At 41.8% G+C, this 13,332-nt stretch carries 12 protein-coding genes and 1 pseudogene; 3 read left to right on the forward strand and 10 right to left on the reverse strand.

Annotated features, from left to right (window positions below; genetic code table 11):
- Window positions 1-95: 95 nt before the first annotated feature.
- Together rlmH and ACXHJ2_RS24180 are read left to right on the forward strand one after the other, a co-directional pair.
- Window positions 96-575, forward strand: coding sequence for a 23S rRNA (pseudouridine(1915)-N(3))-methyltransferase RlmH (rlmH, locus tag ACXHJ2_RS24175; protein WP_013312768.1), 480 nt, complete (start codon window positions 96-98; stop codon window positions 573-575).
- A gap of 370 nt (window positions 576-945) precedes the next feature.
- Window positions 946-3,066 carry a hypothetical protein gene (locus ACXHJ2_RS24180; protein ID WP_165082243.1) on the forward strand — a complete coding sequence of 707 codons (2,121 nt, stop codon included), beginning with the start codon at window positions 946-948 and terminating at the stop codon, window positions 3,064-3,066.
- Window positions 3,067-3,293: 227 nt separating this feature from the next.
- On the opposite strand, the gene ACXHJ2_RS24185 is transcribed toward ACXHJ2_RS24180, so the two are convergent.
- The 10 genes and pseudogenes from ACXHJ2_RS24185 to ACXHJ2_RS24230 form a co-directional block, all read right to left on the reverse strand.
- Window positions 3,294-4,955, reverse strand: a complete 1,662-nt coding sequence (locus tag ACXHJ2_RS24185) for a recombinase family protein (RefSeq protein WP_165082241.1) — start codon at window positions 4,953-4,955, stop codon at window positions 3,294-3,296.
- Window positions 4,956-4,973: 18 nt separating this feature from the next.
- Complete coding sequence (locus ACXHJ2_RS24190; protein ID WP_165082239.1) at window positions 4,974-6,512, reverse strand: recombinase family protein; 1,539 nt, start codon at window positions 6,510-6,512, stop codon at window positions 4,974-4,976.
- Window positions 6,513-6,523: 11 nt separating this feature from the next.
- The gene (locus ACXHJ2_RS24195) at window positions 6,524-6,664 is read right to left on the reverse strand and encodes a hypothetical protein (RefSeq protein WP_165082237.1); all 141 of its coding nucleotides are present in this window, start codon (window positions 6,662-6,664) and stop codon (window positions 6,524-6,526) included.
- Between the two features lie 26 nt (window positions 6,665-6,690).
- Entirely contained in the window at window positions 6,691-7,038 is a 348-nt protein-coding gene (locus ACXHJ2_RS24200) for a DUF960 family protein (protein WP_165082235.1), read from the reverse strand.
- An 88-nt stretch (window positions 7,039-7,126) separates the two neighbouring features.
- A pseudogene (locus ACXHJ2_RS24205) lies at window positions 7,127-7,590 on the reverse strand (JAB domain-containing protein).
- A gap of 369 nt (window positions 7,591-7,959) precedes the next feature.
- Window positions 7,960-9,888, reverse strand: coding sequence for a hypothetical protein (locus tag ACXHJ2_RS24210; protein WP_165082233.1), 1,929 nt, complete (start codon window positions 9,886-9,888; stop codon window positions 7,960-7,962).
- Window positions 9,889-9,974: 86 nt separating this feature from the next.
- A complete protein-coding gene (locus tag ACXHJ2_RS24215) occupies window positions 9,975-10,418 on the reverse strand; it encodes a hypothetical protein (protein ID WP_165082231.1) in 444 nt (147 codons plus the stop codon).
- 216 nt (window positions 10,419-10,634) lie between these two features.
- Entirely contained in the window at window positions 10,635-11,621 is a 987-nt protein-coding gene (locus ACXHJ2_RS24220; protein WP_165082229.1) for a helix-turn-helix domain-containing protein, read from the reverse strand.
- A 437-nt stretch (window positions 11,622-12,058) separates the two neighbouring features.
- The gene (locus ACXHJ2_RS24225) at window positions 12,059-12,448 is read right to left on the reverse strand and encodes a hypothetical protein (RefSeq protein ID WP_165082227.1); all 390 of its coding nucleotides are present in this window, start codon (window positions 12,446-12,448) and stop codon (window positions 12,059-12,061) included.
- A 41-nt stretch (window positions 12,449-12,489) separates the two neighbouring features.
- On the reverse strand, window positions 12,490-12,789 hold the full coding sequence (locus tag ACXHJ2_RS24230) for a hypothetical protein (protein ID WP_165082225.1): 300 nt from the start codon (window positions 12,787-12,789) through the stop codon (window positions 12,490-12,492).
- 156 nt (window positions 12,790-12,945) lie between these two features.
- Here ACXHJ2_RS24230 and ACXHJ2_RS24235 point away from each other — a divergent pair, with 156 nt between their 5' ends.
- Window positions 12,946-13,290 (forward strand): helix-turn-helix domain-containing protein, encoded by a 345-nt coding sequence (locus tag ACXHJ2_RS24235; RefSeq protein ID WP_457874400.1) that lies wholly within the window; start codon window positions 12,946-12,948, stop codon window positions 13,288-13,290.
- Window positions 13,291-13,332 lie beyond the last annotated feature (42 nt).

Below are 13,332 nucleotides of genomic sequence, written 5' to 3' on the forward strand. Positions count from 1 at the left end.
AGGTGCTAAAATAACTATGTTACAGGTATGTTTTTAAGTTAGGAATCGTAAATACGATTTTACATTATCATTCGATATAGATAGGGGTATGGAATTTGTTTATTCAACTTATAGGTGTTGGCAAGTTAAAAGAGAAGTATTTGGTCATGGGCATTCAGGAATACGCTAAACGACTGGGGCCATACATCAAGTTCCAAATGATCGAAGTAGCCGATGAAAAGGCTCCTGACACACTGAGCGAGGCGGAGGTTCGGCAGGTCAAGGAGCGAGAGGGAGAGCGCATTCTTGCTCACGTGAAAAGTGAAGCACATGTCATTGTACTCGCCATCGACGGAAAATTGTGGAGTTCAGAAGAACTCGCAGAGGAATTGGACAAGCTCGGCACCTACGGTACAAGCCATGTTGTCTTCGTCATTGGCGGCAGCCATGGTCTCTCTGACGAAGTTCTCCGCCGTGCCCAGCAGAAGCTGAGCTTCGGAAGAATGACCTTGCCACATCAGCTGATGCGATTGGTACTGGTGGAACAGATTTATCGGGCGGTGAAGATTAATCGGGGGGAACCGTACCATAAGTAGGGCGAAATTTGGCTGCAGTAATTTAACTGTGCACATCTGAACTATCTGTAAAGTAGTCAATTAAAATGTAGTTATTCAGCATTTCCTGCTCGATATTGGGCGGTGTATCAGGGGTTAGATCGAATCTGAATTATATTCTAAATATTAGGTTGACTGGTTGATGAGAAACAGTTTAGAATAAAAGTAACAATATGGTAAGTGGTTAACTGTATGTCCTTGACGGGACAGAACAACCTACGCTGACTAGAAACGATCGGAAACAGTCTACTATCGACCTTATTTTGGTTGCTGGGTGTATTGTCCGCATTTTTCTACTTAGGTAGGGGTGCGGACTTTTCATGTTGTTAATACAAAATGAGGTGATTTACGAGTGAAAAATTTAAATCTAATGTCTGAAAACGGACTGCTTTTTTTAAGCCCAGATGTGCGAACAATTGAAAAAGTTGGATCAACTGGATCGGGTAAGACTTATGGAGATCTACTATTTACAACTCAAGAAGCATTCAAGGTGCTTTCTTTATCCTCTGGTGAGGGAAGCGCCAGTTTAGGAGATCAAACCAAGGTATATACAGATAGGCTTATTGATCAAATTGTTGTAGCTGCTAAGTTAAGTGACGAAATTTATACATGGGCTCAGTTAATAGAAATGTATTTGAAAGTACTGACTAAAGTCGTAAAGACTTACTACAAGGATAATCATATTGAGAAATCAGAGCAAATGGAAAAGGAACTCGTTGGTGGATTTATTGAAGCCTTGAACAGTACGAGAAATACAGAAGCCCAACCTAGATTATTAAGTGAAGGCCAGCGCAGCGAGATTGCAATGCAAATTACAGCATATTCACTCCCCTTTCTTAATCAAAAAACACAAACTATTTACTATGAGGCAAAAAATTCGCTTAGGGAAATTGAGGCGAAACCGACTTCGCGTAAATTGGACGAGGCGATTAATCAACGGCTACAGATCGCTATTGACTTCGAGACATTGTTAGTCGAAAAGCTTAGGGCTACGCACGGATTTATTAATTCCCTTCTGAAACAGCATTTTTTTGGATATTTTTCTGAAAATGAAATTTCTAATGATGACTATTATTATTACATTATTGACTTAAAACAAACTGAGGAGAGTATTGATTTCATTGAGGCAATGTTCTCAAATAACGACTTGAGTAGCGGGAAAAAACTATCTATTGAAGTGTTATGCTCTGATGTTGTAATCTACGCTCCAATGAATGAAGGGACTAAGCGTCTAATTAGAAGTAACCGGAAGATGGAAATGGTTTTTCAAGGAATGGACGGCTCTCTCTCTTTGGGTAGTAGGGACACAAGAGGAATGTATCATGAAAGCGCAGACCAAAAGAAGGAGTTCGATTATTTACAGGAATTACTATATGATCGGTCTTATGATGCATTAATGTTAGTGTGTCCTGTATTTGGTGACAATAACCATTCAAAGTTGCGTGAGGATATTAAAGCAGGGCTGGGAAATTACAGTAAGCAAACGCCAATAATTATACTTAACAACAAGGTTGATTTGCTAATAGATGATCGATCTAAGGAATCTAATCAGTTAATTGATTTGTTTGAGCTGGATGATTTCCAACGCACGTCAGAGATTTCCTTTGATGAAATAAAAGCTGAAATAAATGAACGTGTAGGTAGCATACACCAAGAGTTTCAATTAGCCCAACAGAAACGTGGTAATAGTCTACTAGTGACAATACCTTGTTACTTAAAACCACCAAGCACAATGAAGATTACTCATGAGATACATGAGGCATATGGCCCTAAAAAGGCACTTCAATTAATCTTAACTGTACTTTCAGACGCCTTGGTGTCATCAAGTGAGAAAGTTGATTTTTCTCTTAATAGTACACTTGAAAGTGGGTTACCTTTTGAGATTAATAGGATGAAAATACGTGAACTAATAATTGAAGCATGGAATAATCCACAAAGTGCTAAAAGAGTACAACAACCGGCTTTGATTAATATTAAAGATAACTTAGGAAAGACACCGCATGGTAGGGGTTATAATGCACTTGGTTATAATTATCTTCCCAAAGGAAATGGTTGGACTTCAAATATCGATGAGAGTTATTTCACTAACTGTCAGTCATTCTCTGTTACGTTTCCTGCTAATCTTAGGAACTTTATTACATCTGAATTGATTGGAAATATTATTGATAAAGCAGTTTCCTATCCCAATGGTAAGTTTAAAACAGTCGAAGGACAAAATAAAATCAAGGATATCGTACAGATGCGAACATTTAGAAGTAATATCTTTGTAGCAAATGTACTCTTTGATAACGCATTTAAAGAAGCAGAAAAAGCTGGGTTTAGTTATTATGTTCGATTTAATAAGTTTCTCGAAATTTGTCACAATTATTTTAAGGAACAAAATACGGCTATTGAAATTTATACAGATGCATTATCAAGAGAGCTTGAGCACGCATTCGGTCTAGCATTCCGATTACACGTATATCTTAAGTGATAATCTGATCAATTTAAACTTCGATGAGAGGGATTCCGCAAGGAGTCTCTTTTTCTTATACCTAATTAAAACTAGGATAAGTGACTCCCTAATCATAGGCTTTTTATACATTGGATTAGCTTATCTGTATGCGGTTAGCCTTTTCTGAAACAGCCCAATCTTTCTTACCCATACGTGATTAGATGAGTTGATCATATAAGTCATAGTCATTTGTAACGTCAAATATGTTAGATGATGAGAATTAGCTTGTTATTAAGTTTTGGGACTTTTCCAGACACAGGAAAAACCCCTTCCGCCATATTGTCAGCAGAAGGGGCCACGCTAAAAAAATGTTTTTCGGTATCCTTATTGAAGGCGAGTTCAACGTTGCCAATACGCTTTTTGTCATCCAGCGTAATCTTCTTTACGATTAAGTGCAGCAGGGTTTTGCGTTGCTGAAACGGAGAATGACGTAGCAGGGCATCGAACTTCGTCATCAGGGAACGCACAAGTTCGTAGGATACGGGATCAGCCTGATCATCCCGAAGCTCTAATTCCAGTTTTGATCTGCGGGTTAGCTCGGTATCCAGCTCCATGTTTAATACACTCAGGCGCTCAGAAAACATATCGCGGTCAATATCGTTTATTTCATACAATTCGAGGTACTTACGTTTTTTATCCTCTAAATTAGTGATGCGTGTCTGTACTGCTGTTAACTCGTCCCGGAGCGGCTTGATGCGACCGGAACGCTTTTCGTTCACACTGCGGACAACCCTTTGCAAAATCTCTGGATTTACCACGGCTTGTCTGATGCGATCAGTTACCGCTTGTTCTGCTTCTACCTTTCGGACGCTGTTGGCGTGGCACACGGCGCTTCCCTGGCTTCGAAATCGTCCGCACGAGTAGTACATCCGAGTGATCTTCTCGTCATCCTTTGACCGATTGACAGTGCGGCTGGCGGTCATTGCTGCGCCACACTCAGGACAACGAATCAGTCCAGTCAGCAGGTATTCCCCCTCGAAGCGCTTCTTCGGCAGCGCCCCTTTCTTCTTTCGTAGTAACTGAACCTTGTCCCACAATTCCTTGCTAATAATCGGTGGATGATGACCGTCAGCTAGAATTGCCTCCGAGCTTTTCCCCTTACGCCGCCTCTCTGCCCAGTTCTCGTAACGATTATAACGAATTTTGCCTACGAACATCGGGTTATCCAGCAAATCACGAATAGCGGTAGTGGAAAAAGGGTTTCCGTTTTGGGTGTTGTACCCTCGATGATTCAAGTCATTGGCAATGGTTTTGAGTCCATGTCCAGCGGCGTACCGCTCAAAAATGTAGCGAACTATAATGGCATCCTCTTCTACAATGACAACTTCGGATTTGTTTTCCCTTGAGTTCCCCTTACCTTCAACGATTTTGTAGCCGAGTGGCACCTTTCCATTATGAAATCCCATCTTGGCTCGCTGACGATGGCCCATCTTCACGTTATCTACGATGGTATTCCGCTCCAGCTCGCCTACGGCACCCATCATTTGCAATGCGAAGCGTCCCATAGGTGTGCTGGTGTCAAAATTTTCAGAGAAGGAACGAAATGCGATGTTGTTTTTCTCCAGCAAGTCTACGATATGAAGTAAGTCGATATTCTTCCGGGCCATACGGTTGAATTTCCACACGATGACCTCGTTAAACTTCGATTCCTCGGCATCTTTCAAAAGCCGTTGAAGCTCATAGCGTCCTTTCATGCTTTTGCCACTGACGCCTCGATCCACATACTCACCGATAATTTCCCCTCCATATAACTCGCAGTATTTTCTCAAGGTGTCGAGCTGAGCATCAATGGAATAGCCGTGTTCGGCCTGCTCCTCTGTACTGACGCGTGCGTAGATGGCGACTTTTCTTGATGATTCTTGATTCATTTCTAACCTTCTCCTTTCTTAATTTGTTGGTATCTCCAGATTGAGCAATGCTGTCGATCCTTGAATGGTCATTCGGGTAATGTCCCTGTCAGCCGGAAGGGTTACTTTAGCAAGCATACTTCTGAACAATGCCTTTTGTTGCGTAGGTGCTGCATGTTGCAGGACTGGCTTAAAGTCAGCAAGCACGCGGCGAATGTGTTCGAGTGGAATAGGCTGCGCTGGTTCCTCAGCTATCTTTTGCTCCAGTTTTTGTCGCTCCTGCTCCAATGAAGCCATCTCTGATTGAAGTCTTCCGAGCTTGATCTTTAACTCCTTGCTATTTATGTGACCATCCTCGAAAAGTTCGTAACAGCGTAGATTCCGCTTCTTTAATGAAGCTATCTGTGTTTCATTTTCTTTCAATTGTTGTCGAAAGGGCTGAAGTTTCTTGTCTCTTCTATCATTGAGCTTCATCACCAACTGTTCAGCAATGACAGGATTAGCAAAGAATCGCTGTACATGCTTCCGTACCCTATTCTCGGCTTGATCTGCCCGAATATGATAAGGCTGACAAGCTGAATATCCTTTAGAAGCGTATAGACTGCATATATAGTAGTAAGAGATGGTTCGAGCCTTGTTTTTCCGCTTGCGTGAGACATGGGATGCAATCATGCTGCTCCCACAGGCTGGACATTTCAGCAAACCAGTGAGCAGAAACGTATGATTAATACGCTTTGAAGGTGGGCGGGAGCGGAGAGCCAACTGCTGCTGTACCTTGTCCCACAACTCTTTTGAAACAATCGGTTCATGCTCACCGTCCACGATTTTCTTGTGTTCCGGGATAACCTTATCGGTGTAGGATATCTTACCGATATAATTAACATTCGTTAGGATGCCTCGCACCGATACGCTTTGAAACATTTTCCCTTTCTTGGTTCGCTGTCCATTTTTGTTTAGGTGATTTGTGATTGCTTTTAGACCGAGACCGCTGGCATACCATGTGAAAATGGTACGAACTAGCTCTGCCTCGTCAGGAATATTCTCAACATAGGAAAGATGACGGTTTACAGGATTTGGAATACAGCGATACCCAAGCACCTGATTGCCGCTATTCCATTTGCCGAGCCGGTTACGGCGCTGCATACCCAGAGAGGTATTCTGTGCGCTCTGCTGGCGTTCATGCTCGGCAATGGAGCCGAGCATCTGAAGCGAAAATTTCCCCATAGGAGAATCGGTTTGAAGATTTTCCGTCAGGCTGTGAAGGGTAATACCATATTGTTCAAATAACTCAGTGATGTGTAATAAGTCATTTAAGTTTCGTGAGAGCCGATTTAAGCGGAGACAGATGACCTGCTGGAAGTGCCCTTTGCGGGCATCCTCCAGCATTTCAGTTAGGGATGGTCTGCCGGAAATGGACTTGCCTGAACGTCCAGCATCGACATAGAGCTTGTAAATGTCCAACTTCCTTATTTGGCAGTAATCATAGAGTGCGGCTTTCTGTGCTTCCAGACTAAACCCTTGTACTTGTTCTTCCGTTGATACGCGAATATATAAAGCAATAACCTGTTTATCAATCATTTGTATCCCCCCTAGGCGGCGTCTGGTTGTGACTGAGGAACGAGCTTGTCCGCTTCATTGGCAGTTTCGCTAGTTTGAAGGTAGCGGTAGATCATGTCGGCCAAGATGTCTATAAAAAGTGAGATATCAGTATTTCTAGTCAAACTCTCCATAGTAGTTCCCCCTTGTAGTGATTGGTTTACAACGGCATATAGAATTGATGATGTAGTTCTTCAGCTGGAATTTGATTGTAGTCATCGGCGATCATGAGCGCAGAGCCAAGATCACCATAATTTATAATCCAGACCTCCAATTCGTTAACTGGTAGATTGAACCCTACAAAGATATGCTCCTCACGCCTTTCAGGGTGACATTGGCTGTGAATCACCTGAATTCGATTAGCATTTATCCGATGAAGCTGAAAAAACTGCCAGTGGTCCATGACCAATCCGAGTTTAATTTGTGAATCAATCAGGTGGAAAAGCTGAAATTGAAGTTCAGGCGATATTAAGTGATTTGCTTCTCTTGTCGTAAATTGCATAGTCATGGTTTATACTCCTTTTTAATGTAAGCCGGGACCTAATCGTTTTGATCCATTGCAATCATCTGTAACGCGAATCTCTGATGGGAACACTTCACATCATTCTCTTTCCCTTCATGCTGATGAAATTTCCTTCACCAAGAATGATGTGATCCAGGAAATCAATGCCGAGCAAGTCTCCGCCGTCTCTCAGGCGCTCCGTCAATTCACATCTTCCTGGCTTGGTTCAGGTCGACCAGAAGGGTGATTGTGACAGGCAATGATCGCTGCCGAATTTGCCAGAATTGCCAGCTTGAACGTCTCGCGAGGATGAACCAAGGAAGCGTTCAGCGACCCCTAAGATACTTAGTACAGCGCTGTGGGTTCATTCTTTGTGTTCAGGCAAAGAATGCAAAAGGGTTCCCTGTCGTAATCACCAATGAACTGTCGAAACAAATCGGCAGCGTCCTTGGGTACTCGAATCACTCGATCAGGGTAGAGTAACGATGTTTTTTCGCGTACCATGCGCAATGTAACGATTTCGATCCTCTTAGCCGGTTTTTTAATATGGTCATCCATTATTCGCTCTCTTTGGGAAGTTATCACTGTTTACTTGGATACGAAGGACCTGAATAGATGTAATGCCGCCGCCCTTTCACCGGGGCGTTCCAAACGCTGCTCGGTAAAAAGCCCTTGCGACTCATGGCATGGGAGGAGCGCCCCCGATGCCCCAGAAAAAGGGGGAGAGATCCGTCTTCTCTCATTTTTTTGTCAAAGGAAATGATGTATTTTTTTCTACGGGGGCAACGGGGGCGCACCCTCCAAAGGTTCTTGTCCAGCCTGGTATTTTTGGGCCCCATCCATGCATTTTTAAGAGGGCTTTGCACCCGGTCAGGGGGCGGAATGCTTACTGCGCCTCTGTAGAAATCTTTTTTGCCGTCAGTGTGATTAAATGGCATCCTGCTCCTGTAGGGCTTCCCTCCTCACCCAGAGCAATCTTTTACGCTGCTTTTTGATTGTCTTTTTCGGTAGCATGTGCCGCCGTTCCTTACTACCCTCTTTTGAGGTTTCGGTGTGAATCATGCCTGCATCGGCCATCTCCTTCCATAGCGTTGAAGTAGAAATCGGAAACTGCTCTCCTTGTCTAGAGAAGAAGAGGTTTACTTGGTTATACAGAACTTCCGGAAGAAAATAATAATAGTCTTGGTCATGCCAGCCGACATGAATGCTGCTTGTCGGTACAGTTTCGGGCAAGGGCTCATGACGGGTAATCTCGGTATGAATGCTCCGGTTAGCCAGCAATTGTGAAACGATAACTGTAAACCGTACGGAGGGTTTGATCTCGGTAACTTTCTCTCCTTGCTCGCTAGCCGTATCCAGAAATATGTTCCAAGCCTCTTTAAGAAGCTGCTGTCTTCTTGGAGATTCAAGCGCTCCGACGCTTACGGCGTACTTCAGCCCGAAATGAAGGCCAAGATAAAGCCAAGTAGATGCTTCAATCAGTCTGCCGTGAACACCCAGGGCGGCGGCCTCATTTCTCTTCTGAATGAAAAGGTCTTTTATAGAGCTATACTCTTTAGATGCGTTCATCATTTGTTCGACCCATCCTATGTAACCTGTCATCGCTTCTCTTAGTCTTTCAGCTTCGTGCTGTGCTTTCGTCAGCAGATTAAGATCAACGTCTGTTTTCAGGAGCTCGGTAGGAAACAAACGTGCAGCACTGGAACCTCCACTCACTAAATCTTCGGCTGTTACAATCGCCATGCCACGTGGAGGATAGTCCTGCCTCAGTGTAGTGTCTTGCTTCATCCTTCCTCGTCCAACTCTGTCGCCGTAGCCTCTCAGAATTTGCTGTGCTAGTTGCTCCATGGCTCGCTTTTCCTGAGGCGAGCTCGTCGGATGGTAATCATCAATTAGAAGGAGTGAGTCCTTGGTATCGAACCCGCGCTTTTCCACGGAGTTTGCCGTGTCTTTGAAGCTAGCGGGAGGATGCTCCAGCAGCTCGCCGAAGTGACTGAGGAACAGCTTCGCAAGGGTTGTTTTACGCGAACCAGTGTACCCGTGAAGCCAAACTAGGAATTTCGGTTCCAGGTTCACTTTTCGCAGTACTTCACATAGAGGTGTAAGAAATGTCAAACTCCACAACACGAGCGTCACACGAGTCGGAGCCAAGTTCAACAGTTTGAGGCTCGTCTTCATTGCTTTAACGGGATCGGGCGATGTTTCGGGAAGTACGTAGTTTTTGAGTCGCGTATCCATTTCAACCTTGACATGGGGCACACCCAAGGCTCCATTTGCATGGAGATATGTCCACTTTCCGTCGATAATTACCCAGCCAAGGTGAGCGAAAATCCGCTCATTTACCACTCCTATCGCCGTCGATTGAATGGCATGGCGAATGGTGTCCCGCATTGTATGGCCAGGAAGAATATTCGGTTCAGGTCCCCACATCGAGGGCCATTTCAGGCTCTCAAAATCACTTGCTGGGACTAGTACGGCCGGCAGTTTTTTTCCTGAATTAATGATAACTCCGTCGATTTCGTACAGAGTCGTCTGTTCTGCGCCATCGTCCTTCGTAATCGTTTTGGATATTCGGGCTACAAAGTTGGCAATCGGTATGTAATCCGCATCACCATCAATTTTGATCTTAACCAGACACAGATTGCCTTTGTGTATGCTGTACCTGGAGGGAAGCAACTTCGAATACGATGCAACTGTCTTTTGGTTCGCAGTACGTTGTGAGCCTGTTGTCGATTTTTTACCAAAACGTTGTTTAGGTCTTGGAAGCTTGGAGCGCTGGGCCATGGCATTTGTGGCTTCGCTGGTTGACATATTATTATCGTCATTTGCCGACGAGGGTTTGTTTATCGGTTTCATAAAGATTCCTCCAATTTACTGAGTTATTTGCGGGCGGGAGTACATCCCACCCAACAAGCAATGGGTTCAGATACTCAATCAGTTGATTAATCTTGATTGAAATCTATGGAAGCAAGGGTATGACCCATGTACTGTACATAGGAGACATTTTGATAGGAGATACATGTTTTTTCTGAGAAATCCAGGTTGAATGCATCGGTTATCTCCTTTACAAGTTGACTAGAATAAATAACCTTTTTATTGGCGGCGTCTTTTAATTGAAAGTAATTTTCTGCAATACTTTGCCCTATAACGATCCCTTTATCGTTTAGAGCCACATGTATTTGAGTTGGGTTGCCCATTCTTTTGATAACATCAGATGCGATTAAGATCCTCTTACCATTTGCTTTTGTATTAACAATAGTGAGTACACCTTTCTGTACGACTGATCTATTGATCTGCTTGCTGTTAGAGGGACGAAAGTCTGCTCCAAAGATGGATTGTAGTTCTTCGTCGATTCCTACGAGTTGTTCATTTTTGATTTCTGTCATGAAGGACTCTCCTGTTCTTTTTAAGGATTTTCGTACGGACATGTAGTAGCTTAACAGAAGTCCATATTTCCTCTTTGCACATGATTCGGCTTTCCGCAGGCATGTGCTCGCGGAAAAGAATATGTTTTTTTAAAAGTCAGTATTCATAAGGCATATCTTAATTATTTCAAAACCAAATAAATATGTCGCAAATTATAAGCAAATAAGCTGAGCACTTTATTTAGCACTCAGCTTTTCGATAATTTCTTTTAGTTTTTCTAGTTCTGCTTGAGTAAGTACTTCTTTGTTGTACTTTTTTCTAATTGCATTGGCATGCTTTCGAACTTTTTGTGAGTTCTTCAACTCATCTATGACCTCATTTTTTACGTCTTGAACGGTATCAAAGTGAGAGAGTCCATGAGGAAGAAAGTCAATAGAGAGGTCTTTCTTACTAGTGTTTCTAAAGCGTGAAACGACGAATTTTGTATATTGTGATTTCGGTAAATAGAAATTCAGCTTTTGCGTTTTAGCTTTTTCCAGCGTTGCCTTAAGCAGATCCTCCCACTCTTCTTTTTTATCTCGGGAAGGGTTAACAAGATGACAAATTGTTCCTAATCCATTGTATTGCTTTGCACATAAAACAATCGCACGCTTTCCTCTGTGTCGTATTAGAACTTTCTCTATTGGTCTGTATCCCACATAGAATTGATCAAATATCCATACATCTGAACCGGAGTTGGAAAGATCCTTGATTACATTTTTGAATTCTTTTCTCGCCTTCTTCAGAGACAAATGGTTCAATGGTTCGCTAGTCGAATCATTCTTAAGGTGATTAATTAGGAAAGTCCTGCACCATTCCATGGACATAGTTAACTCAAACTTTTTTTGTAAATGCATAGCCAAGGTAGGAGGTGACCAGCTTGAAATAGGATATCCGAAGTCTCGGGGGGATTTCTTCAGATCACGAATCACTTCTGCTCTTTGTTTGGTGGTGAGTGAATTGTGATTACCGGGTGATTGTTTGCTGAGGAGACCCTTTATACCTGTTTCCTTATAATCCTTTATGTAACGTTGTATACTCCGTAATGAAATCCCGATCTCGTTGGAGATTTCAGCAGGAGTATATCCTTTAAGGTAGTATTCTATTGTCTTCAAGCGATTTTGCTTGTATTGGGGGATATACTCTTTCAAAAGCTCTTTTTCAATACACTTAGAAACGTCCACTTTTCTATCTCCTTGTTATGTAAACTATACACATCATAATTCAGAATATTTCCTAAATTCAATTTGAAAAACACTTATTGAAGATAATTTTCTAAAAAGAGAGGATGAAACGATCAGCGTAATTTACACATTTGTATGGCTAGTATGAGCATATATTTTGGTACGGACCAGATTTTGCATGTTCCTTTTATGATCCTACGTGCCGCACGCTGAGCGTCTCAGCGTCATACAAGATTATAATATACATTTATTTACAATTTTGTGTCGTGGAAGTATGGATTTTTTTGATCATGACCATGAAATGAAAAAAAGAAGAGCCTTCGGAAATTACCGATAGCTCTTCGTATTTGATTAATAGAACATAGTGGACGAATGGAGTCTCAACTCATACATATATTCAAGAGCGCGACAGTCTCCGAGGGAAATATAGTTTACATTCATTGTGTTCTTTCTAGGCTTACTCCATAAATATTTCTGATTTCCGTGTGGTAGGTAAAGGTGTTATCTTCTCCAGCAACAACCTCAAAGTTCACGATGCTACTTTTGTCGCCTTGTCCTTTGGTCTGAATGCTTTGTACGCCTGGCGAAAGATAGAGATCAGCCGAATTGGTTTGATTATTTTTCACCTTCATCACTTGCTCATCATCAACATAGACCGTAACCTTACCAATTCCATTTAAGAGCCCGCCTGTACGTTTCACGTTTATTACAACAAGTTCTTGATTTTTATCTGTTGTGTTTAAAGTATTGTTGTTGCAACTTGTGAGCAATGATAGCCCAAGTATGAGTAAAATGAGAACACTGAAATCTTTTCCAAGATGTTTCATAGTTAAATCCTTTCAAAATAATTAGATAAAAACAGAACTTGTTAAATGTTTTTTTCTTCATTACTTCCCTCAAAACGGTGTTGTTCTGACTGTTTTCCAAATTTTCTTTTTACAATAATGATTAGTGTGGTCAATAGGATTGCTCCAGCAAGAAACCAACCAAAATGATTAATAATGAAAGTGAGTGCTTGAGCTAGGATAAAAGCAGAAATTGCAGCACAACCAATCCACAAAGCCAGAATACCTTTGAAACCAAAATACACAATATTAAAGATTCGATTTATTACCCAATAGAGAAAGGTTGCTGAAATTAAAACCAAGATTAAGAAAACGATATCCATGTTCCCCTCCTAATAATTTATGCAGTAGTTTAGTCCTATCAAGTGTTACTATTAGTAAAATTGTACCATAAAAATATACTTTAGAATAGATTATATAAAATTTATATCCTATAGACTATTGGTTGTGGTAATTCATGTAGATATGTTTGAAATAAGGTGATTACATTGGATAACATAGTCGTCCTTATTGGACAAACCATAAGAAGCTATCGGAAGAAGCGCGGTTGGAGCCAAGAAGAACTTGGTCATCAAGCAGGTTTGCACACAACCTATATTGGGAAAATTGAAAGAGCTGAGAAAGTGTGCAGTGTAGAGGTTCTTACCAAAATTACAAATGCGTTTCAGATTACTCTTGAAGAGTTTTTTCGGTATATTCAACCTGCTGAGTATGACGAAATGGATGGAAGACTTCTAAAGGTAATCAATGATATTCGGCATCGAGATAAGAATGAGCAGGAGAGAATACTGAAAATCATAGAATTAGTATTGGAAGGTTACTGAACCTTCCAATTTTTTTTGACCTAACAACAGGTAATTTCTGAA

It is taken from the genome of Paenibacillus sp. ALE3 (genome assembly GCF_054113405.1).

Excerpts from the sequence above, each read along its gene's own strand:
- ACXHJ2_RS24190 (WP_165082239.1), bottom strand. The coding sequence starts at position 6,512 with ATGATTGATAAACAGGTTATTGCTTTATATATTCGCGTATCAACGGAA.
- ACXHJ2_RS24215 (WP_165082231.1), bottom strand. The coding sequence starts at position 10,418 with ATGACAGAAATCAAAAATGAACAACTCGTAGGAATCGACGAAGAACTA.
- ACXHJ2_RS24225 (WP_165082227.1), bottom strand. The coding sequence starts at position 12,448 with ATGAAACATCTTGGAAAAGATTTCAGTGTTCTCATTTTACTCATACTT.
- ACXHJ2_RS24195 (WP_165082237.1), bottom strand. The coding sequence starts at position 6,664 with ATGGAGAGTTTGACTAGAAATACTGATATCTCACTTTTTATAGACATC.
- ACXHJ2_RS24200 (WP_165082235.1), bottom strand. The coding sequence starts at position 7,038 with ATGACTATGCAATTTACGACAAGAGAAGCAAATCACTTAATATCGCCT.
- ACXHJ2_RS24185 (WP_165082241.1), bottom strand. The coding sequence starts at position 4,955 with ATGAATCAAGAATCATCAAGAAAAGTCGCCATCTACGCACGCGTCAGT.
- ACXHJ2_RS24210 (WP_165082233.1), bottom strand. The coding sequence starts at position 9,888 with ATGAAACCGATAAACAAACCCTCGTCGGCAAATGACGATAATAATATG.
- ACXHJ2_RS24230 (WP_165082225.1), bottom strand. The coding sequence starts at position 12,789 with ATGGATATCGTTTTCTTAATCTTGGTTTTAATTTCAGCAACCTTTCTC.